Here is a 22,073-nt window from a genome sequence, read left to right on the forward strand (position 1 = left end):
TTCAACATGCATTCGCCGTCCGCGCGCCTTCGCGCCTCCAGGACCATTTGGCTGACCAGTTCCGCGCTGGCGATCTTGCTGGTGGCGACCTCCGCCGGCGCCGCGTTTGCGGACGATGCGGCGACGGTGAACATCGACCCCGAAAACGCCGACTTCGGCGTGCGGGTGGACGAGCTGGTGATCACCGCGCCCTCCGGCGCGGTCGTGGCGGCGCCGGTGAAGACGTCCCTGGCCGCGACGCAGCCGCAGTCGATCATCGACCGGAAGACCATCGACCAGTTTATTCCGGCGACGTCCGACTACACCCAGATCGTCAACCTCTCCCCCAGCGTGTCGGGGACCGGGACCAACGGCCCGGGGCTCGGCGAGGCCAAGGCCACCCTGCGCGGCTTCCAGGACGGCCAGTACAACGTCACCTACGACGGCATCCCCTGGGGCGACGCCAACGGCCCGACGCACCACTCCACCTCGTTCTTCCCGTCGTCGACGATCGGCGCGGTGGTGGTGGACCGCGGGCCGGGGGAAGCCAGCCAGCTCGGCGTGGCCAGCTTCGGCGGCTCGATCAACCTGTTCTCGCCGGAGGTCAGCCATGTGATGGGCGGCTCCCAGTCGGTGACCGGAGGATCGTGGAACACCTGGATGGCGGTGACCAAGCTCAGCACCGGCGACATCGATCGGCTGAACGGCGCCCACGCCCTGTTCAACTTCCAGGAGCTGACGACCGAGGGCTACCTGAGCTACAGCGGGGCGAAGGCTTACAACCAGCTGGTCCGCGCGGTGTTTCCGCTGTGGGAGGGCTGGGACCTCACCGTGCTGGGAACCTGGAACTACACCAAGGTCTACACCAACGACAACACCGGCTCGACGCTGACCCAGGTGGCGCTGTATGGCAAGAACTACGCCCTCAACAACGATCCGGCGACGCCGAACTATTACAAGTACAATCTGGTCACCAAGCATACCTACTTCAACTATGCGAAGCTGACCGGCGACGTGACCTCCACGCTGAAGCTCGAGAACACGCTCTACTCGTACTACTACAAGAACGACACGGAATCGGCGCTCGATCCGACGCTGTCGCCGGCCGACATCGCCGCGAAGACCGGGCTGCAGATCACCCAGGTCCCCGGCGGCAAGCCGGTGGTGAACGGCCATGTCCCCGGCTACACCAAGCTGAACGTCTACAAGATCTACGGCGACATCCTGCACCTGAACCAGGAATTGCCGTTCGGCGTGATCAAGGCCGGCCTGTGGTGGGAGCACGCCGACACCGGCCCCCGCGCCCGCTACGACTACGACGCCACCCTCGGCCGCGGGCCCAATGGCTACACGGTCGACTATCGCCAGAAGGTCCTGGCGGGCGTGCCGCAGTTCCTGGAGTACGATCAGAACTCTGGCTGGGATCAGTACGAGCCGTTCGTCGACGTGCTGTGGCGCGTCACCCCGCAACTCACCGTCGCCCCCGGCCTGAAGTACGTCAGCGAAAAGCTGTCGGTGGACTCCGACGTCAATCAGAAGTCGCGCCTGCCGTTCCACGACTCCAAGACCTTCAAGAAGACGCTGTATTTCCTCACCGCCAACTACAAGGTGCGCGAGAACCTCGCCGTCTATGCGCAATACGCCACCGGCTTCCTGATCCCGGACATCAGCGCCACCCAGGCGGTCAACCCCAGGCTGACCGACCTGAAGCCGCAGGAATCCACCAACTACCAGGCCGGCGTCGTCTATCACGGCGGCAAGCTGACCCTGGACGCCGACGTCTACTGGATCGACTTCACCAACAAGGTGCAGACGGTGACGGTCGGCACCGAGACGGTGAACTACAACCTGGGCGGCGCGCGCTACAAGGGCGTCGAAGGCGCCGTGACCTTCGCGGCCACCGACAACATCTTCCTGTTCGCCAACGGCTCGATCAACTCGGCCAAGGCGCTGGGGGCCAGCAGCACCATCGCGGGCGTCCCGGTGGTCATCGCCGGCGGCATGCAGATCGCCAACGCGCCGAAGTCGACCGCCACCGTGGGCGTGCTGTTCCAGAACGAGGACTGGTCGATCTCGCTGTCGGACAAGCACGTCGGCGAGCAGTGGGCCGCCGAGGGCGAGCCTGCCGCCTACCGCATCGCCGCCTACGACTCCGCCGATCTTTCGGTGACGTACCGGCTGGGCCGCTACCGCCTGGAAGGCGCGGTCTACAACATCTTCGACAGCCAGCGCGCGACCTCGATCAAGCCCGGCAAGACCGTCCCCTACGACCAGTACTACTTCCAGCCGGAGCGGAACTTCCAGATTTCCGCCAAGGTCAACTTCTGATCCCGTACAGGAGCCGTCGCATGCATCCTCTTAGCGTCCTGCTCGCCGCAGCCCTGGCCTCGGCGGCGGCGACCTCGGCCTTCGCCGACGCGGCGACCTTCCTCTCGCCGGTCGAGCTCGACGCCGGCCGGTTCCTGCCGCCGCCGCCGGCCGAGGGGTCGCCGCCCGCCCTGGCCGAGGTCGCCGAGCTGCATGCGATCGAAGCCGCCCGGTCTCCAGGCGCCCTGGCCCACGCCAAGTCCGACGATGTCACCAAGGACGCCTCGATCTTCGCCGCGGTCATGGGCCCGGGCTTCGACCTGAAGGCCCTGCCGGCGACCGCTAGGCTGATGTCGGACGTGCGCCACGACGAGAAGGTCGCGGCCGACGCGGCCAAGGCGCACTTCGGCCGCAAGCGGCCCTGGATCGTCGATCCGACCTTCCGGAGCTGCACGCGGGAGGACGAGCCGCTGACCTCATACCCCAGCGGCCACGCGACCATGGGATTCTCCATGGCGGTCGTCCTGGCCGACCTGGCGCCCGACAAGGCCCCGGCCTTGCTGGCCCGGGCCGAGGACTACGCCGAGAGCCGGATGGTCTGCGGCATGCACTTCCGCGCCGACATCGTCGCCGGCCAGGTGCTGGGGACGGCGGTCGGCCAGGACCTGCTGCACAGTCCGGCCTTCCGCGCCGACCGCGCCGCCGCCGCCGCCGAACTGCGGGCGGCCCGCCTGGCGCCCTGACGCGGGCCACGCCCAGGGTTGGGAGATCGTAACGCCCCGGCCATCCGCGCCGAACGTGCGCGGCGCCAGATTGCATGCAAGCCGGTGGGGCGCATCGGAGTTCTCATGCAACGCTTACCCTACCTCGCCGCCGTGCTGATCCTAGCCGGCGGCTCCACGGCCCAGGCCGCCGCGCCGAAGCCGTACACCGGACACGAGCTGGCCGGCCGCGCCCATGTGGCCCTGGTCCAGGGCCAGGCGATCGCCCTCAAGGCCCGCCCGGGGCGGATCATCGACCGCGAACTGGAAAAGGAAGCCGGCGGCAGCGGTCTGCGCTGGTCCTTCGACATCAAGTCCGGCGCCAGGACCTACGAGGTCGGCGTCGACGCCCAGACCGGCAAGGTCCTGGAGAACAAGGCCGAAGGAGCCCATCCTGACTAGGATACGCAAGCCGCGGCGGAGACCCTTTCCGCGAAAAGCGGTCGGGAGCAGGTTCGCGGCATGAAGCTGTTAATCGTCGAGGACGACAGGGAGGTGGGCGGCTATCTGAAGCGCGCGCTGTCGGAGGCCGGCCACACCGTCGACGTCGCGGCCGGCGGCCGCGACGGGCTGATGCTGGCCGCCGGCGAATCCTACGACGTGATCATCCTGGATCGCATGCTGCCGCAGATCGACGGCCTGGCGATCCTGCGCACCGCGCGGGCGGCCGGCGTGAAGACGCCGGTTCTCCTCCTCACCGCGCTGGGCGGCATCGACGATCGCGTGGAAGGGCTGAACGCTGGCGGCGACGACTACCTGGTCAAGCCGTTCGCCTTCGCGGAACTGCTGGCCCGGGTGAATGCGCTGGCCAGGCGCCCGCCGCCGCAGGACGTGCAGACGGAGCTGGGCGTCGCCGACCTCAAGCTCGACCTTCTGAAGCGGACCGTCAGCCGGGGCGGCCGGCGCATCGACCTGCAGCCGCGGGAATTCCAGCTGCTGGAATTCCTGCTTCGCCACGCCGGCCGGGTGGTGACCCGCACCATGCTGCTGGAAAGCGTCTGGGATTTCCACTTCGACCCGAAGACCAACATCGTCGAGACCCATATGAGCCGGCTTCGCGGCAAGGTGGATCGCGGCCATGCGCACGAGCTGATCCACACCGTCCGCGGCGCGGGCTACGTGCTGCGCGAACCGGACTAGATGTTCCGCTCCACAAGCCTTCGCCTGGCGGGGCTGTACACCGCCGTGTTCGCCATTTCGGTGGTGATCCTGGGCGCCGTCACGCTGTTGTCGATCCGCCACGCGCTTTCCGAGCAGTTCGACGCGCGGATCAGGGCGGAGTCCGCGGCGCTGGTGCAGGAGTACCGCTCCGAAGGCCTGACCGGCGTGGTGGAGGCGGTGCACGAGCGCGACCAGACGCCGGGTTCCCTCGAGTTCGGGGTGCAGGGCCCGGCGGGGGAGCCGCTGGCCGGGCGGCTGGCGGGCGCCCGCGCCGCCATCGGCTGGTCGGCGCTGCGCGTGGCGGGAACTGGCGAGCAGGAGCCGATCCGCCTGCTGAGCGTCGCCCTGCCGGGCGGCCGGAAATTGCTGGTCGGCGACGACGAGGAAAGGATCGAGGCCCTGGACGGCGCCGTTCTGCGCGGGTTCGGCCTGGCCTTCATCGGGGTCGTGGTGCTGGGCGTGGCCGGGGGTTACGCGTTGAGCCGCGACGTACACCGCCGCCTGGCCGCGATCTCCGGCACCGCCGAGGCGATCATCGACGGCGACCTCGCGCGGCGCGTGCCGGTGCGCGGCTCCGACGACGACCTCGACCGCCTGGCGGCCACCTTCAACCGCATGCTCGACCGCATCGCGGCGCTCATGGAGAGCCTGAAACAGGTTTCCAGCGACATCGCCCACGACCTGCGCACGCCGCTGACCCGCCTGCGGCAGAGGCTGGAGGCGGGCCTGGCCGATCCGCAGGACCGCGGCGCGGCGCTGGAGGGAGGGCTGGCCGACCTCGACGCCATCCTGGAGACCTTCGCCGGCCTGCTGCGCATCGCCCAGATCGAGAGCGGCGCGCGCCGCGCCGGCTTCCGGCCCTGCAACCTGCAGACCATCGCCAGGACCGTCGTCGACGCCTTCGCCCCCTCGGCCGAGGAAGCGGGACAGCGGCTGCGGCTGGCCGGCGACGGACCGGCGCCGGTGGACGGGGACGTGGAACTGCTGACCCAGATGCTGGTCAACCTGGTGGAGAACGCCCTGCGCCATGCCGGCCCCGGCGCCGAGATCGTGGTCGAAGCGGCCTGCCGCGGCCAGGCGGTGACGCTGGCCGTGGCCGACAACGGCCCCGGCGTGCCCGAGCCCGAGCGGGAACGCCTTTTCGACCGGTTCTACCGCCTGGAGCGCAGCCGCTCGACCGCGGGCAGCGGCCTGGGCCTGGCCCTGGTCGCCGCCGTCGCCCGGCTGCATGGCGCGGAGGTCCGGCTGCTCGACGCCGCCCCCGGACTGGAAGCCTGCGTGACCTTTCCGGCGCCGGCGTGAAACCGGAGCGCCGAATGTTGGGAATTCTCAATCCGCCGGTCGTCGCGGCCGGCGCCGGCGGCGCCTATACGCACTGAAGACCGGAGGCGGACGATGACCCTGACGCACCTGACCGCGCTTCGCCTGGCCGCGTGCGCCCTGTCTACGGCCGCGCCGGCCGCCGCGCCCGGCCGCCCCGTCGTCGTCGTGGACAGGTGAAGCACGGCTGGACCAGCGTCGGCCTCGCCGCGGTGAGCCTCGCGGGCTGCATCCACTATGCGCCGGAGCCGCCGCCGGAGCGCTACCCCGCCGCCCTGGAGGCGCGCCGGCTCGACGAGAAGCCGGCCGGCGCGGTGTGGAGCGGCGCGGATTTGCTGGCCGCCGCCCTGGCGCGCAATCCGCAGGTGGCCGCGGCCAGGGCCAGGCACGCCACGGCGCTGGCCGCGGCGCGGACGGCGAAGCTCGGGCCGGGCCTGACCCTCACGCTGACCGGGGAATACGCCGACGAGACGCCGCACTGGGGCTACGGCGCCGCGGCGGACGTCCCCGTCGACGCCGGCGTCCGGCGGCGGGTGCGGGTGACCACCGCCGACCTGCAGGCGTTGCAGGCCTGGTACGACGTCGGCGAGGCGGCCTGGACGGTGCGCACGGCGCTGGAGAAGGCCCGCATCGACGCGCAGTCCGCCGCCGTCGAGCTGCCCCTGGCCGAGGGTGTGGTCGATCTGCGGCGCGAACGGCTGCAGCGGCTGGAGCGCCGCGTGGCCGCCGGAGAGGACGACCGCGCGCCCGCGCTCGTAGCCCAGAACGACCTGGGCGGCGGCGAGCGGCGGCTGGCTGAAGCTCGGGGCCGGTCCGACCAGGCGGCGGTCGCCCTGGCCAAGGCGCTGGGCGTCGCGCCCCCCGCCGTGCGCAACCTGGCCCTGGCGCCGGTCGCCGAGCCGCCCGCCCTCGGTGACCTGCCGGCCTGGCGGGGGCAGGCGGCCCTGTCGCGCGGCGACGTGCTGCGCGCCATCGCCGACTACGACATCGCCGAGAACGCCCTGCGGCTCGAGGTGACCAAGCAGTATCCCGAGGTCCGCATCGGACCGGGCTACAACTACGACCACGGCGTGACCAAGCTGCCGCTCAACCTGTCGCTGGCGCTGCCCAGCTACGACCTCAACCGCCGGGCCATCGACCAGGCTGAAGCCGGCCGCGCCGCGTCCGGCCGCGCGATGGAGGCGGTGCAGGCCGATGTCCTTTCGAGGGTGGATACCGCGGCCGCCGCCCTCGCGACCGCCCGCGCGACCCTGGACCGCCTCGCCAGCCGCGAGCTTCCGGCGGCGCGGCGCGCCGCCGCCAACACCGCTCGCGCCGTCCGCGCCGGCGAGGCGGACCGTGTCGACGACCTGGCGGCCCGGGCCGCGGCGCTCGACGCCGACCTGAACCTCCTCGACGCCCGCCGTGCGGTCTGGACGGCGACCGCCGACCTGGAGGACGCCCTGCGGCGCGCCTTCGACCCGGCCGAGACCGCCATCCTGCAAGCCGCCATGACCCGCCCAGGAGCCCTCCGATGACCCGTTCGATGCGGATCCTGTGCCTGGCGCTGGAGCTGGTGCTGGCGGCGCCGGCCTACGCCGCGCCCGGCCTAGTGCTGAAGATCGACGCCGCCACCCAGCGGCGGCTCGGCGTCGTCACGGCCCCGCTCGTGGCGGAACGCCGCTCGGCCAGCGTAGGCGCCTTCGCCCGCGTCCTGGATCCCGGGCCGCTCGCCACCCTGGACTCCGACATCGCCGCGGCGGCGGCGGCGCTTGCGGCGTCGCAGGCCGAGGCGAGCCGGGCGCGGGGGCTCAACGCCGCCGACGCCACGGTGTCGAAACGCACGGCCGAGACCGCCGCCGCCCAGGCGCGGGCGGACGCCGCCAAGCTGCTGCTGCTTCGCCGGCGGGTCGGGCTGGAATGGGGTCCGGGTCTTGCGGCCCTGTCGGACGCTCAACGCAGCCGTCTGGTCGCCGACCTCGCGGCGGGGCGCGCGGCCCTGGTCCGGATCGACGCGGTCGGCGGCGTCCCCGTCCTGCGCGGCGCAGCGCAGATGGATCTCGGCGCGTCCAGGGCGGTGGCGGCCCTGCTGGGTCCGGCGCGAAACGGCGACCCGCGTCTTCAGTCCACGGGGGTCTTGGGGATCGTCAGGGGCGCGCAGGCCCTGCAACTCGGCACGGGGACCGTCGCGCCGGCGACCTTGCAGACCGGCGCTGCGACGGACGGGGTGGTGATCCCCCGCGCCGCCCTGCTGCGGACCGGCGGGCGGACCTTCGCCTACGTGCGGCGCGACGCCGCGAGCTTCGAGCGCCGGGTGGTGGTCGACGGCCGGACCGACCCCGCCGGGCTGTTCGCCGCGGCGGGCTTCCGCGCGGGAGAGGCCGTGGTGGTGTCCGGCGCCGCCCAGCTTTTCGCGGCCGAAACCCCCTCGCATCCGGCGGACTAGTCATGCTCTCCGCCATCGTCGGCTGGACGTTGAGGTTCCCGCGGCTGGTGATCGCCGCGGCGGTCCTGCTGCTGGTCTACGGCGGGGTGGTGCTGACCCACGCCAAGCTCGACGTGTTCCCCGACTTCGTCCCCGCCCAGGCCGAGGTGCAGACCGAGGCGCCCGGCCTGACGGCCGATCAGGTGGAACAGCTGGTCACCCGGCCGGTGGAGCAGTCGGTCAACGGCGCGGCGGGCGTCGCCTCGGTGCGCTCCCAGTCCCTGGCTGGGCTCTCGGTGGTGACCGTGGTGTTCGCCGAGGGCTCGGACCCCTACCGCGCCCGCCAGGTGGTGGCCGAAGCCCTGAGCGAGATCGGAACGCTGCCGGCCGGCGTCGCCGCGCCCAAGGTCACGCCGCTGACCTCGTCGACCATGGACCTGCTGAAGATCGGCTTCACCAGCGACAAGCTCACGCCGATGCAGCTGCGCGACCTGGTGCAGTGGACCGTGCGGCCGCGCCTGTTGTCGGCGGCGGGCGTCGCCCGCGCCACGATCTACGGCGGCCAGTTGCGCCGCATCGAGGTGCAGGTGCGTCCGAACGACCTGGCCGCGCGCGACCTCGGCCTCTCCGACGTGCTGGCGGCGGTGAAGGCCTCCACCGGGGCCGGCGGCGGCGGCTACATCGACACCCCCCAGCAACGCATCCTCATCGAGCCGCGCGGCCAGGCGACCAGCGCCGCCGAGGTGGCCGCCGCGCCGCTGCCGCCGGTCGCCGGCGCCGCGCCGGCGCGGATCGGCGACGTGGCGACGGTGTCGGACGCGCCGGGGCCGTTGAACGGCGACGCCCTGATCATGGGCAGGCCCGGGGTGCTGATCAGCCTCTCCAGCCAGTACGGCGCCAACACCCTGGAGGCGACCCACGCCGCGGAGGCCGCCCTGACCGAGATGGCGCCGGCCCTGAAGGCGCAAGGCGTGACGGTGAACGCCGGCCTGCATCGCCCGGCCAACTTTATCGCCTCGGCGCTCGGCGGCATCGCCGACGACCTGGCGATCGGGGCGGTGCTGATCGCCCTGGTGCTGTTCCTGTTCCTGCGGGACCTGCGCACGGTGCTGATCGCCTTCGTCAGCATCCCGCTGGCGCTGCTGACCGCGGTCATCGTGCTGGACGCCATGGGCGTGACGCTGAACACCATGACGCTGGGCGGGCTGGCCGTGGCGCTCGGCGTGGTGGTCGACGACGCGGTGATCGGCACGGAGAATATCGTCCGGCGGCTGCGGGCCTCCGGCTCCGGCGGGGTGATCGCCGACGTGATCCGCGAGGCGTCGGTCGAAGTGAGGGCGCCGGTGATCTACGCCACGATCATGCTGGCGCTGGTGCTGACGCCCGTGCTGTTGCTGCACGGCCTGCAGGGCGCATTCTTCTCGCCGCTCGCCGCCAGCTTCATCATCGCGACCCTGGCCTCGCTCGCGGTGGCGGTGGCCATAACCCCGCCCCTGGCGCTGCTGCTGCTGAACGGCGCGCGGCTGCACGACGAGCCGGCGGTCCTGACCCGGGCCAAGCACTGGCACGCGGGCCGCCTGTCGCGGGCGCTGGCCGCGCCCCGCTGGGCCGTCGGCGCGACGGTGCTGGCCGCCGCGGCGACGGCCGCGGGCTTCCTGCTGTTCAATTCCGAGCTGCTGCCCAGCTTCCGCGAGGGCCACTTCGTGCTCAGCGTGACGGGGCCGCCCGGGACCTCGCTGCCGGTGATGCGCGACTATGGCCGGCGAATCACCCACGACCTGCTGGCCATCGACGGGATCCGGAGCGTCGAGCAGCAGGTGGGCCGCGCGGAAGGCGGCGAGGACACCTTCGGGACCGAGCGCAGCGAGTTCCATGTCGAACTGGAGCCCAAGCTGCCCGGCGCCCGCCAGGACGTGATCCAGGACCGCATCCACAAGGTCCTCGACAGCTATCCCGGCCTGCAGACCGAGGTGCTGACGTTCCTCGGCGACCGGATCGGCGAATCGCTGTCGGGCCAGACCGCGGCGCTGGCGGTGGGCGTCTACGGCGCGGACCTCGACACCCTGGACAAGGTCGCCCGGCAGATCGCGGCGGTGATGCAGGCCGTGCCGGGCGCGGCGGACGTCAAGGTGCAGACCCCGCCGTCGACGCCGGTCGTGCGCGTCGACCTCGATTTCCCGGCGCTGGCCCGCTACGGCGTCTCGCCGGCCGAGGCGATGGACGCGGTCGACACCGCCTACCAGGGCGCCAGCGCCGCGCAGCTCTACCAGGGTCTCCGCACCGTCGACGTGGCGGTCACCACGCCGCCGGATCTGCGGCAGGACCCGGAGGCGGTCGGCGACCTGCTGATCCGGTCGGGCGCAGGCCTGGTGGTCCCGCTGCGCGCCATCGCCCGGGTCTATATGACCGACGCCCGCACCTCGATCAGCCACGAGGGCGGGCGGGCCCGGCAGGTGGTGACCGCCAATCCGGCGCCCGGCGACGTCGCGCGGGTGACCAAGGCCGTGCGGCGGGCGATCGCCGCGAAGGTCAGGCTGCCCACCGGGGCGTACCTCGACTACGCCGGGGCCGCGGCGGGGGCGGCGGCGGCACGCCGGGAGCTGCTGTTCAACACCGGCGTCGCGACGGCGGGCGTGGTCGCGTTGCTGCTGATCGCCTTCCGCAGCGGCCGGGCCACCGCTCTGATCCTCGCCTCGACGCCGTTCGCGCTGGTGGGCGGTGTCATTGCGGTGGGCCTGACCGGCGCCAGCCTCTCGCTGGGTTCGCTGGTCGGCTTCGTCACCCTGTTCGGCGTCGCGGCCCGCAACGCCATCCTGCTGATCTCCCACCTCGACCACCTGATGGAGGCGGAGGGGAGGGACTGGTCGCTGGAGACCGTGCTGCTCGCCACCCGCGAACGGGTGACGCCGATCCTGATGACCGCCCTGGTGACGGGCCTGGGCGTGCTGCCGCTCGCCATTTCCACCGGTCAGGCGGGCCGGGAAATCCAGGGGCCGATGGCGATCGTGATCCTCGGCGGACTGGTGACCTCGACGATCGCAAGTTTGGTGCTCCTACCGGCGCTGACTTGGCGCTATGGTCGGCCGCCGACGCGGTGAGCCTCGATACAATGGCTTGCAGTACACGGACGGCGCAGTGAGGATCGTCGCCGACGGCGGCGTCCTGTTGGTAGATGACGCCGTCGGTTGAAACCGCGGCGGCGCGTCGTGGCCAGGAAAGCGGAAAAAATGCCGGAAATTCGGGTGGCTATCGTCGGGGTTGGGAACTGCGCCAGCTCGATCGTTCAGGGTGCGGCCTACTACCGCGATCCCGCGCAGAGGGGCGTCGGGCTGATGCATTGGGACCTGGGCGGATATCTGCCCGGGGATATCCGGTTCGTCGCCGCCTTCGACATCGACGAGCGCAAGGTCGGACTGGACATCGCCGAGGCGATCTTCGCCGAGCCGAACTGCACGGCGGTGTTCTGCGCCGACGTGCCGGCGACCGGGGTCAAGGTGCAGATGGGCGCCGTCCTGGACGGCGTCGCGGACCATATGGAAAGCATGCCGCGCAAGCGGACCTTCGTGGTGTCGGGCGCCGCGCAGCCCGCCGCGGCCGACGTGGTCGCCGCCCTGAAGGCGTCCGGCGCCGAGGTGCTGATCAACTTTCTGCCGGTGGGGTCGGAGGAGGCGACCCGGTTCTACATGGAATGCGCCCTGGAAGCCGGGGTCGGCGTCGTCAACTGCATGCCGGTGTTCATCGCCAGCCGGCCGGAGTGGGAACGCCGGTTCAAGGCCGCCGGATTGCCGATCATCGGCGACGACATCAAGGCGCAGCTCGGCGCCACCATCGTCCACCGCACCCTGTCGAACCTGTTCCACCAGCGTGGCGTCAAGCTCGACCGCACCTATCAGCTGAACACCGGCGGCAACACCGACTTCATGAACATGATGGATCGCGGCCGCCTGGCCTCGAAGAAGGTGTCCAAGACCGAGGCCGTGCAGGCGGTGGTCGGCGAACGGCTGGAGGACGAGAACATCCACGTCGGGCCCAGCGACTACGTGCCGTGGCTGAACGACAACAAGCTGTGCTTCCTGCGGCTGGAAGGCGCCCTGTTCGGCAATGTGCCGATGAACATCGAGGTGCGGCTTTCGGTCGAGGACTCGCCCAATTCGGCCGGGGTGGTCATCGACGCCATCCGTTGCTGCCGGCTGGCGCTCGACCGGGGCGAGGGGGGGATGCTGGTGGGGCCGTCGTCCTACTTCTGCAAGCACCCGCCGATCCAGTTCACCGACGACGAGGCGCATCGCCGGACGGAGGCCTTCATCAACGGCTCCGCGGACCTTTCCGCCCCGAAGGCGGTGGTGATCGCCGCCGGCCAGGGCTCCCGCCTGCGCGCCATTGCCGCCTCCAAGCCCCTGGCCTCGCTGGTGGGCGTGCCGATGATCGAGCGCGTGGCTGAAACCGCGCTGCTGGGCGGCGTCCAGGGGCTGGTGGTCGTCACCGGCTATGAGGGCGAAAGGCTGGAAGGCTTCCTCGACGCCTTCGCCGTGCGCCGCAACCTCGATCTGGCCCATGTGCGCAACGCGGACTTCACCAGGCCGAACGGCCTGTCCGTGCTGGCGGCCGAACCGCTGGTCGGCGATCGCTTCGTGCTCCTGATGTGCGACCACCTGTTCGACCCGACCATCCTGCGCGACCTGCTGCACCAGCCCCTGGGACGCGACGAGGTGGTCCTGGCGGTCGACCGTCGGCTGGAGAACCCGCTGGTGCAGGCTGAGGACGTGACGCGGGTCGACGTCGCCGAGGACGGCCGTATCCGCAGGATCGGCAAGGGCCTGGCGCAGTACAACGCCTACGACACGGGGATCTTCCTCGCGTCGCGGTCGCTGTTCGCGGCGATCCGGGAGGACGCCGAGGCGGGCGGCGGCGGCATCTCGGGCGGCATGCAGCGCCTGGCCGACCAGGGCAAGGCGCGGGTGTTCGACATCGGAAGCCGCTTCTGGATCGATGTCGACGACACTCTGGCGTTCGAGCAGGCCGAGATCGAGCATTCGAAGTCGAGCGCCGGATAGGCTCAGGCGCTTCGCTTCGGCTGCAGGCGCGTTCTCGCCCAGGCGAGCGCCCTGTTGCGGAGGTCCCGATCCACGGCCGCCAGCAAAAGGCCGTAGCCAAGTACGAGGCTGGCGGCGGCCAGGCCGTGGTTGGCCGGGGTGCCGGGCAGCAACGCAAGGATGACGGCCGCGCCGGACGCCGCGCCGGCGGTCGCCGCAAGGGGCTTCCAGAACGCCGGGGTCAGCAGGCTGCGCCCGAACAGGCGCCTGATCATCAACTGGCGCGCGGTTCCGGCCACGGCCAGCGCGACGACGACGCCCAGGCCCACGCCCGGCAGCCCGAGGCGCCGCGCCAGCAGGGCGCCGAGCCCCAGGTTGACGGCCAGCGCGACGAGGGCGATCGCCAGGTTGGATTTCGGCCGGCTGAGGAACAGCGGCACCTGGGCGAGGTTGAGCACGCCGTCGATGACCGCCGCCAACGCCAGCAGCGCCAATATCGGCGCGCCCTGCTGGAAGCCCTTGCCGAACAGCCCCAGCAGGTCCGCCCCGAACAGCACGCAGACCGCCAGCAGCGGGAGCTGGGCCGTGAGGATGGAGCGGCCGACCATCTGCAACTGGTCGATTACATAGGATCGCTTTTCCGCCGCGACGCCCTGGCTGATGATCGGCACCACGACCATGTCGAACGCCTGCCGGACCTTGCTGAGCGCCGTCTCGAGGTTGAGCGCCATGCCGTAGACGCCGAGCGCGGCTTCCCCGATGAGGTTTCCGATCAGCAGGACGCCCACGGCGTTGAAGCCCAGTCCCACGCAGTCGGCGAAGCCGGTGGGCAGCGACCGGGCCGCCATCGTCCGCATCCGCGCGGCGTCGAACCGGAACGGCGCGTCCGACCTGGGAAACCGGCGCGCCACGCCAACCGCCGCCAGGGCCAGGGTCGCGGCCTGGGCGGCCATGTAGCCGATGAGCAGGCCCTCGGCGCCGAACCCGGCCATCCCGAAGGCAAAAGCGCCGGCGGTCACCATCAACGGCTCGACGATCGAGCGGCCGACGACTTCGTAGCCCACGGCGCGCTGGAAGCGGGTGGCGGCGAACAGCAGGTCGGCGGCCACGAACACCGGCAGGATCCGGACCAGGACGCCCAGCATGCGCCACATGGGCGCGGCGTGCAGCGCGTCCCCGACCGCCGGTGCGACGGCCGCGACGAGCACGGCGCCGATCGCCGACAGGCTCACGCCGATCGCCAGGGCCTCCGCCAGCACCTGCCGTTCGGACTGAGGATATTCGGAAAGGAAGCGGAACAGGTTGTCCTTCAGCCCCAGGCGGCAGAAGGCGGCCAGCGCCTCGAAGAGGCCCAGGGCGAACACGTACCGGCCGTACTGCGACTCGCCATAGATCCGGCCGACGATCAGCAGGAACGGCACCCGCGACAGCGGCCGAATCAGGAAGCCGGTCATCGCGAGGCCTGCGCCGCGGAAGATCGCCTTTCTGTCGACTTGAGAATCGCCGGGCGAGGTCACCGCGTCGCTCAAACCATCGTCCTACGTTCTCCAGCGCGGCGCGGCGCCATGCCGCCGGCGAGGGCGCCTAGGCCTTGCTCATGGCGGCGAGGCGGGCGACCGCCTCGCCGCCGGCGGCGGCGAACCGGTCCTGGCCGAACCGCTCGAGCACGCGCTGCCGGGCCGCCTGTCCCATCTGACGGCTGCGGCCGGGATCCTTGAGGATCGCCACGATGGCGTCGGCCAGCGCAGGGGCGTCTTCCGACGGCGTCACGAACCCTTCCTCACGGTTGTGGATGCTGCGGGGCATCTCCCCGACATCGGCGGCGATCACCGGCAGCCCCGCCTGCATGGCCTCATGCGCGGCGATGCACAACCCTTCCGCCCTCGAGGGCTGCAAGTAGCCGTGCAGGCCGGCCAGGAACGCGCCCGGATCGCGCTGGAACCCCGCCAGGCGGAAGCGCGTCACCCCGTGCGCCGCGGCCTTCGCCTCCAGCTGCGCGCGTTGCCCGCCTTCACCGCCGACGAGCACTTCGAAAGGCGGAAGATCGGTGTCCGTCATGGCCTGCAGGCGCGCCAGGGCGTCGATCAGCACGTCGTACCCCTTGTTCGGGTGCAGGCGCCCGAGGCTGCCGAGGCGGAAGGTCTCACCGGGTCGCCAGGGTGCGGCCTGGGGCGCGTCGGGTCTGGCTTCGAACAGCGGCCACACCGCCATTCGCCCGGCCGGAACGCCCAGCCGTGCGGAGCTCAGCTCCGCAACCGATTCGGAATCGGCCACCCAGAGCGCGGTGAGGGCGCGCGTCCGGCGCAGCAAGGCCAGGTTGCCGGGCCTGAGGAAGGCGTTGTGCTGCCAGCTCGCCACGGGCAGGCCCAGCATCCGGCCGATGGCCTGGCCGATCAGGGTGGCCTGGGTGAGCGAGGTCCACAGGCAGGTCGGCCGGAAGCGGCGAAGCTCGCCCCACAGCCAGCTGGCCGCCCTCAGGTGCTGCGACTTGCCCGCGGGCGAAACCGACCAGCGGACGTCCGCGGCGTCGAAGCCGGGGATCGCGCGGCCGTCCCGGCGTGAAAGGGCGAAAACCTCGACCGTGGCGCCGCTGGCCGCCATGACCCGCACGACCGCCGGCACCGGCGCCGCCGCGCCGCCGCCTTCCAGCGAGTTGATGATGTAAGCGATCCGCATGGGTTCGCCACCGCCCCGCTGGCTTGCGTCCTTCTGCACCGACGCCGCAGGCAAGGCCAGCCCTCAGGTCTTCGGTCGGCAAAATGAGGCGGCCGGCGAAGCGTCAGCGAGGGGAGCCGGTACGGGTTCAGGCCCGCGAGGCGGCGATTTTCCTCAGTTCGTTGTCGAAGCGATCGAGCGTCGCCTCGGTCGAGAACTCTGCGCGCAGATAGGGAAAGTCGATGTCGTCGTCGGCCACGCCCTGCTCCAGTTCCTCAAGGATCGTCCTCCCGAAGACCTCGGGCTCGACCAGCCGGATGCGGCGAACGCGACGCAGATCGATCCCATCCGCCCCGCGTCCGCTGGCGATCACCATCTTTCCGCAGGCGAGCGCCTCGACCGTCTTCATCCTCATTCCGCCGCCGACCATGACCGGGACGAGGACCAGACGCGCCTGCTTCAGATGCCCGGCCAGGTCGTCGACAAAGCCTGTGAACTCCGCCCGGGGGGCCGTGTCTTCGAGCCCCGGCGGATGCGTGCCGACGAACTGAAAAACCGCGTCCGGGCGCCGCTTCAGCACGCCCTCCATGACTTCATCCACGATGAAGCGGACGGCGTCGAGGTTGGGCGAATAGTCCATGTTGCCAACGAAAACCAGCTTCGGCGGATCCTCGGCCCGGGCGTTCGCCGGATTGAAGCGAGACGCCCGAAAACCCACCGGCACGACCTGCACCTGGCCGCCGCTCCGCGCCCACTTCCGGAACACCGCGGCGTCGGCCGCCGTCACCGTGGTGACCAGCTCGGCGTATCGTGCGCTAAGTCGTTCGATAAGGGCCAGGAACGTGGCGAACGCCCGCCGCAACAAGGTCGGGCGAGCGCGCTGGAGGTGGAGCTGACACTCCACGTTCTGCGACATGTAGACGAACGGAAGCCCGTGCAACGCCCGGAGCGCCAGGCCGTAGACGCCCGCCTCGCCGAATTCCACAATGGCCAGGTCGAACCTCTTGCTTCTGACCAGGCGCTGCGCAGCTCGAAACAGCCTGATGTTGAAGAATTTCGAGACGAATCCTCCGCGGGTCGCCTCCACGGCGCTCGCGAGGCCGCTCGGCAACTGCGGGGGCACTTCCGAACCCACCTGGCCCAGCGGAATCCCGACATAGGCCAAGTGAACTTCGTGCCTCGCCGTCAGAAAGCCCAGGGTGTCATGGATGCGCGACGTCGAGCCATTGTAGGGCCGGGAGCAGTCGACCTGGGTAAGATACAATATCCTCAGTCGCCGGGCGGCTGGCGGCCGGGCGTCCGAGTCGGAGTTGGGGCGCGCCATTCTTGTCTCGACTGCCGTTTGCGGAGGGCGATCTGCAAGACAGGGACCAGAGAGGCCCGGCGCCTTCGGCTCACCGCGATCATGCTCAGACCAGGAATGACATGGGTCGTGGGACCCGGCTTCAGACCGACGTTGTCTCAGGCCCGGTGACGGCCGGGCCGGCGACGCCGGACGCGATCGGCGCGGGCGCTTCGGCTCGCCACGGGGAAAGGCTCTGGCGCTCTATCCGCTTCAGCTTCCTCCGAAGGGCCCCGGTGGTGGAGATGGGGTCGACGGCGGCGGCGGCGACCAGGGCCAGGGTCCCCGCCAAACGGCGGTCGGCCATGAGCGCGACCGTCCTCATGCGCTGGAGGCGGCGCGAAAGGATGCGTCCTTCGGTTATGAGCCAGCGCCAAGGCGAGGCGTGCGCGGCGGCCATGTAATGTTCGACGGGGAGGTCCGCGTCGCCCCGCCTTCGGCGGCGGAAATTGGCGAATATGGCCTCGTTCAGGAAATACTGAACCCGGACGCTGGAGGCGGTCGTCGAGCTCGCGTGTACGCGGAAGCGGGTCAGTCGTTCGGGCTGCACCAGCATAGGCCAGCCGGCTTCGTACATCCTCATGAACAGCTCTACATCCTCGCACTTGTCGTACCGGGAATCGTAGCCGCCAACTCGCGCGAGCACGTGTCGCCGCATCATTACGGTCGGGTGCGGATAGATCAGCCGCCCGCGGTGGCTGAGTTGAAGCTCGAGATCGGCGACGGTCACCAGCGGCGGTTCTTCGGATCCCCGCAGCGTTCCCTTCTCATCCATTACCCAGTAGTAGGAGGCGCCGCCCCCCAGCCAAGGCCGGGCCTCCAGGAAGTCGACCTGTCGCTGCAGCCGCTCGGGCTCCATGGCGTCGTCTCCGTCCAGCCGGGCGATCAGGTCTGCCCGGCTTGCCGAGATCCCTGCGTTGATCGCCGAGGAAATGCCGCCCCGGGGCGTGCGGATCAGCCGGATGCGGGGATCGGCGAACGACGACACGATTTCGGCGGTGCCGTCCGTGGAGCCGTCATCGACGACGATCAGCTCGAAGTCAGTCCTCGTTTGCCGCAGGACGCTGCGGACAGCCTCCGCAACGTAGCGCTCGCAGTTGTGGACCGGGATGACCACCGAAACGGCCGGCGCAGGCATATCGGTCGGGTGGCTCATGGCGCGCGTCCGGACGGCAAATTCATCTGCGGGCGGCCCAAGCGCGGCCCGTCCTGCTCCGCAGGGACCATTGTCCGTGACATGGGGTCGATCGAGTGAACGAGGGCCAGGGCCAAGGTGCAGGCAGCCGGACATTGGGACCTCTCGGACGAGGAGCCGCAGAGCTAGAATGTACGGTCGCCCGGCGCCAACACATTCGCGTCTTCATTGAAAAGGCGTCGCCTGGGGACGCGCCGCACCCCCGCTGCGACGACCGGCGTCCGACAAATCAAGAGGTTGCCGGCAGGCGTGGGGCCCTTTCGCAATGGTTGCAGGAACCCTGGCGTTGCAGATAGGGCTGGGCAAGGATGGCCGCGGACAGGAGTCGCCTCGACAGCGGTTCGCGGCGCCGGGGGTAGAGAATGCTGTTCGATTTCGACAAGGACGACTTCCCGGCGGGTCGGCGCTTCGAGGTCTGCATCGTCGGTGCGGGGGCGGCTGGCCTTGTGCTGGCCCACGAACTCACGCGGCGCGGGCATGACGTGCTGCTTGTCGAAGGCGGCGGGGAAAGTCGCTGGGAACGCCGGTCTCAGGCGCTGAATCGAAGCTATATTCGGGGAAATAAGTTCGCCGGCGCCCACTCCGGCCGTTTTCGCGCGCTGGGGGGGAGCACCTCGGCCTGGGCCGGCCAGATCATGGAGTTTGACGAGCTCGACTTTAGCCCGCGTGAATGGGTCGAGGGCAGTGGCTGGCCCATCCGCAAGTCCGATCTGCAGCCCTACTATCGACGGGCCATGGAGATCGAGGGGGTCGCAGGCCAACTGCAGGAAGACGAGGCGGTCTGGGCAAGCGTGGGGCTGGAACCTCCGCCCCTGGGCGAGGACCTCCACATGTCGTTCTCGCGGTACACGCCTGAGAAGAAGTTCGCTCGCCTGTTCTCGGAAATGATCCGCGGGCCACGGCTGACGGTGGTCCTGCACGCGAACCTTGTGACCATGCTTCCCTCCGAGGACGAACGCAGCATAGCGGAACTCAGGTTCCGCTCCCTGAAAGGGAAAGAGGCAAGCCTCAACGCGAAGTACGTGATCCTCTGCCTCGGCGGCATTGAGACTTCCCGGCTTCTGCTCAACCAGGCGTTTTGCCCGTGGAATGCATCAGGCTTCGTCGGACGGCATTTCCAGGATCACATCCAGTGCTTTGCGGGCGACCTCAAAGGCGCCGACCTCAGTCAGCCGAATTGGCCGTTCGGTCCGTACCGGCTGGCCGAGAAATATCTTCCCAAGGTCAAGCTGACGGCGGAGGCTCAGCGCAAGTACGAGGTGCTGAATGTGAACGGGATGATCGAGTTCCAGGACGGCGTCTATCCGACGCTGAGGACGGGGATCAAGGTGCTGGGCGGACCTGCCGCGGCCGTGGGGATCGGCGAATTTCTGCAGATGGCTCCGCGCGCGCCAGGCGCCATCTGGCACCACTTTCAGATAAAAAAGGATCCCAATTACGCGCTGCCGTGGGCCAGACCGAAGCTCTCGGTCTATTGCGAGCAGTCGCCGAAGTCGGAAAGCAGGATCACGCTCTCAAACAAGCGGGACAAGCTGGGCCTGCGGCGGGCCAACATAGATTGGCAGATTTCGGAGCAGGAGCTCCAGACCATTCGCGTGTATGCCAAGGTCGCCCAGGAGGCGTTCGCCCGCAGCGGCGCCGGCGAGGTGGTTCTCGACCCAGACCTGTTCACGGACAGGATTGTCGAAAAGTGCACGGACCAGTTCCACCATTGTGGCGGCGCCCGCATGGCTGAAAATGCTCGAGACGGCGTGGTCGACGCCGACCTTCGCCTGCACGGGATCGAGAACGCGTTCCTCTGTAGTTCCGCCGTGTTTCCCAGCTCGGGGTTCACCAATCCGACGCACACCATTATCGCCCTGGCCGTGCGGCTGAGCGATCATCTCGATAGCGCTCTGACTTCCGGAGCGGGGCGTTGACCAGGCAGATCGCCTTGCCGTGGTCGTCGCGGCTCACCTCCCAGCTCGGCTATGGCTGCGCGTTCTGGCCCGGGATGACCGAGCAGCAGATCGCCAGGCTGCTGGCCGCCGCCTATGACGCGGGAATACGCCATTTCGACGTGGCGCCATTCTATCTCGACGGCGCGGCCGAGCGCTTCCTCGGCGATTTTCTCAAGCTGCGGCCCGATGCGACGGTGACGACGAAGTACGGCTTGCTTCCGCCGTCCGCTCGCCCCCTCCACATCCAGGTTGCGCGCGCTCTGCTTGGGCCGACGGTGCGGCGCGTCCGCAAGATGATGCGCGGGCGAACGACCGCGCCCGACTCCGGGGGCGTCACCGCCAAGGCGTCGTTCCGGTCGGAGGACGCTCGCCAGTCATTGGAAAACAGTCTCCGGCTCCTTGGGCGCTCGCACGTCGAGATGTTCCTGATGCACGAGGCGGACGCGAGCGACCTTGAGCGCGACGGATTGCTGGACCTGCTGCGCAGCGAAGTTCAGGCGGGGCGCATCGGAGCTTTCGGCATCGGGGGCGCGGCCGAGAGAGCGAGGCAGGTTCACCTTCGCAAGCCGGAGTTCTGCGACGTCGTGCAATACGATTGGGATTTCGTCTCCGACGGCCCGCGTATCAACGACGCCTTCGAGATCCTGTTCTGGGTGCTTACCCGGGACCTGAAGGGGCTGCATGGCAAGTTCCTCCGCGACGCCGCCCTGGCCACGCGTTGGAGCGATGCGACCGGTGTGGATTTGACGAGCCTCCATGATTTGTCGGGCGTGCTCCTGGCAGGGGCCTTGAGCGAAAATCCCCGGGGCATGACGTTGGTCTATTCCAGTAACGAGGAGCACATCCTCGCCAACGTCGCCGCGGCGGACAGCGGCCGGCACCAGCGAGCGGCAATCGAGTTCAAGAAGCTCCTTACTGCAGACGGACCGCCGTGAAATATTTCACGAGATGGGCGGACGGCGCCGGCTGCAGCACCGATTTAAGGCAAATATGATATTGAAATAATTATATAAAAATACCTGAGATGCCGTTAGGTAATACCCCCAATAAGATTGGCTGTGCCGGTTCGATTCCCAAATGCCCTTGCGGTAAAGGGCAATCCAGGCTGTTCCGGTTTCGGCTGGTGCGACGAGATAGCCGCGGCAATCCGCTAAGGCCGACTCTGGCGCTTCTCGGCCTTTAGGCTTGGGCCGCAGGTGACGGAAGCCGTGTAAAAACTCTGCGCTGGCGCCCGCTAGGCCAGACGTAGGCGCGGCGAGGCTCAGGTCCTCATCGTCTTTATCAGCGGGCCGGTCCCGAGGATCCGCATCACCCGCTTCATATTGTAGGCCAGGACGTGGAGGCCGATCTCGGTCTTCACGTTCTTCAGCCGCCTCATCAGCAGGTGCGGGTTGCCCATCCAGCTTTTGATCGTCCCGAAGGGGTGTTCGACGATCCGCCGTCGGGCGCGCATGGCGTAGGGCGCCAGGTCCGTCCGGCGCTGCATGGCTTCGACGATCTCCTCATGTTCCCAGCGCATAATCCGCCGGTTGAGGCTGGTCGTGCATTGAGGTTTGATCGCACACGCGCGGCAGCTCTCCAGATCCCAGTACCGGTGCAGCGTGAGCCCCTTCTCCACCGTCGTCATATGGTACGGGAGCAGGTTCCCGGCTGGACAGCGGTAGGCGTTCTGGTCGGCGACGTAGCTAAAGTCCTGCTTGCCGAAGCGGCCTTCAGCCCGGGCGTTGCCGGTCAGCGGCTTGGGCACGTACGGCGTCACGCCGATGGCTTCGCACGCCAGGATCTCCTCGCCGGCGAAGTAGCCCCGGTCCGCCAGTACATCGAGCCGCTCGACGCCCATGGCGTCCTTCGCCTTGGCGCTGATCGAGGTGAGTTGATTGCGGTCCGTCGGCGCCATGACGACGTCGTGGGCGACGATCAGATGGTGCTCGGCGTCGACGGCGCTCTGGACGTTGTAGCCGACGATCCCGCTGCCG

At 69.6% G+C, this 22,073-nt stretch carries 16 protein-coding genes; 11 read left to right on the plus strand and 5 right to left on the minus strand.

All coding sequences use genetic code 11. The annotated features are described in order from the left end of the window. Nucleotides 1-81 precede the first annotated feature (81 nt). From VGL30_RS06500 to VGL30_RS06540, 9 genes are all read left to right on the plus strand, one after another. Nucleotides 82-2,307, plus strand: a complete 2,226-nt coding sequence (locus VGL30_RS06500; RefSeq protein WP_331538016.1) for a TonB-dependent receptor — start codon at nt 82-84, stop codon at nt 2,305-2,307. Between the two features lie 20 nt (nt 2,308-2,327). Next, the gene (locus VGL30_RS06505) at nt 2,328-3,029 is read left to right on the plus strand and encodes a phosphatase PAP2 family protein (protein WP_331538018.1); all 702 of its coding nucleotides are present in this window, start codon (nt 2,328-2,330) and stop codon (nt 3,027-3,029) included. Between the two features lie 105 nt (nt 3,030-3,134). Then, entirely contained in the window at nt 3,135-3,449 is a 315-nt protein-coding gene (locus VGL30_RS06510; RefSeq protein ID WP_331538020.1) for a PepSY domain-containing protein, read from the plus strand. A 60-nt stretch (nt 3,450-3,509) separates the two neighbouring features. After that, on the plus strand, nt 3,510-4,187 hold the full coding sequence (locus VGL30_RS06515) for a response regulator transcription factor (RefSeq protein ID WP_331538022.1): 678 nt from the start codon (nt 3,510-3,512) through the stop codon (nt 4,185-4,187). Further along, nucleotides 4,188-5,510, plus strand: a complete 1,323-nt coding sequence (locus VGL30_RS06520; protein ID WP_331538024.1) for a HAMP domain-containing sensor histidine kinase — start codon at nt 4,188-4,190, stop codon at nt 5,508-5,510. A gap of 131 nt (nt 5,511-5,641) precedes the next feature. Beyond that, a complete protein-coding gene (locus VGL30_RS06525; protein ID WP_331538026.1) occupies nt 5,642-7,045 on the plus strand; it encodes a TolC family protein in 1,404 nt (467 codons plus the stop codon). Then, the gene (locus tag VGL30_RS06530; RefSeq protein WP_331538029.1) at nt 7,042-7,953 is read left to right on the plus strand and encodes a hypothetical protein; all 912 of its coding nucleotides are present in this window, start codon (nt 7,042-7,044) and stop codon (nt 7,951-7,953) included. Before VGL30_RS06525 ends, VGL30_RS06530 begins: the two co-directional genes overlap by 4 nt. Before the next feature lie 2 nt (nt 7,954-7,955). Then, complete coding sequence (locus tag VGL30_RS06535; RefSeq protein WP_331538031.1) at nt 7,956-11,030, plus strand: efflux RND transporter permease subunit; 3,075 nt, start codon at nt 7,956-7,958, stop codon at nt 11,028-11,030. Nucleotides 11,031-11,174: 144 nt separating this feature from the next. Further along, complete coding sequence (locus VGL30_RS06540; protein ID WP_331538033.1) at nt 11,175-12,986, plus strand: NTP transferase domain-containing protein; 1,812 nt, start codon at nt 11,175-11,177, stop codon at nt 12,984-12,986. A 2-nt stretch (nt 12,987-12,988) separates the two neighbouring features. Here VGL30_RS06540 and VGL30_RS06545 read toward each other — a convergent pair whose 3' ends face one another. The 4 genes from VGL30_RS06545 to VGL30_RS06560 all read right to left on the minus strand — a co-directional run bounded on the left by VGL30_RS06545 (nt 12,989) and on the right by VGL30_RS06560 (nt 18,118). Continuing rightward, nucleotides 12,989-14,494 carry a lipopolysaccharide biosynthesis protein gene (locus VGL30_RS06545; protein WP_331538035.1) on the minus strand — a complete coding sequence of 502 codons (1,506 nt, stop codon included), beginning with the start codon at nt 14,492-14,494 and terminating at the stop codon, nt 12,989-12,991. Nucleotides 14,495-14,549: 55 nt separating this feature from the next. Then, nucleotides 14,550-15,641, minus strand: a complete 1,092-nt coding sequence (locus VGL30_RS06550) for a glycosyltransferase family 4 protein (RefSeq protein WP_331538037.1) — start codon at nt 15,639-15,641, stop codon at nt 14,550-14,552. 127 nt (nt 15,642-15,768) lie between these two features. Beyond that, nucleotides 15,769-16,884, minus strand: a complete 1,116-nt coding sequence (locus VGL30_RS06555) for a glycosyltransferase (protein ID WP_331538039.1) — start codon at nt 16,882-16,884, stop codon at nt 15,769-15,771. A gap of 181 nt (nt 16,885-17,065) precedes the next feature. Further along, nucleotides 17,066-18,118 (minus strand): glycosyltransferase family 2 protein, encoded by a 1,053-nt coding sequence (locus VGL30_RS06560; protein WP_331538041.1) that lies wholly within the window; start codon nt 18,116-18,118, stop codon nt 17,066-17,068. A 401-nt stretch (nt 18,119-18,519) separates the two neighbouring features. Here VGL30_RS06560 and VGL30_RS06565 point away from each other — a divergent pair, with 401 nt between their 5' ends. Both VGL30_RS06565 and VGL30_RS06570 read left to right on the plus strand, forming a co-directional pair. Next, the gene (locus VGL30_RS06565) at nt 18,520-20,076 is read left to right on the plus strand and encodes a GMC family oxidoreductase (RefSeq protein ID WP_331538043.1); all 1,557 of its coding nucleotides are present in this window, start codon (nt 18,520-18,522) and stop codon (nt 20,074-20,076) included. Then, on the plus strand, nt 20,073-21,032 hold the full coding sequence (locus VGL30_RS06570; RefSeq protein ID WP_331538045.1) for an aldo/keto reductase: 960 nt from the start codon (nt 20,073-20,075) through the stop codon (nt 21,030-21,032). The genes VGL30_RS06565 and VGL30_RS06570 overlap by 4 nt, the downstream gene beginning before the upstream one ends. A gap of 326 nt (nt 21,033-21,358) precedes the next feature. On the opposite strand, the gene VGL30_RS06575 is transcribed toward VGL30_RS06570, so the two are convergent. After that, nucleotides 21,359-22,073 (minus strand): transposase (locus tag VGL30_RS06575; RefSeq protein WP_331538047.1); only part of this gene is annotated, 715 nt, incomplete at its 5' end.

Origin of the sequence: Phenylobacterium sp. (assembly GCF_036502675.1) — a bacterium.
GTDB lineage: Bacteria > Pseudomonadota > Alphaproteobacteria > Caulobacterales > Caulobacteraceae > Phenylobacterium.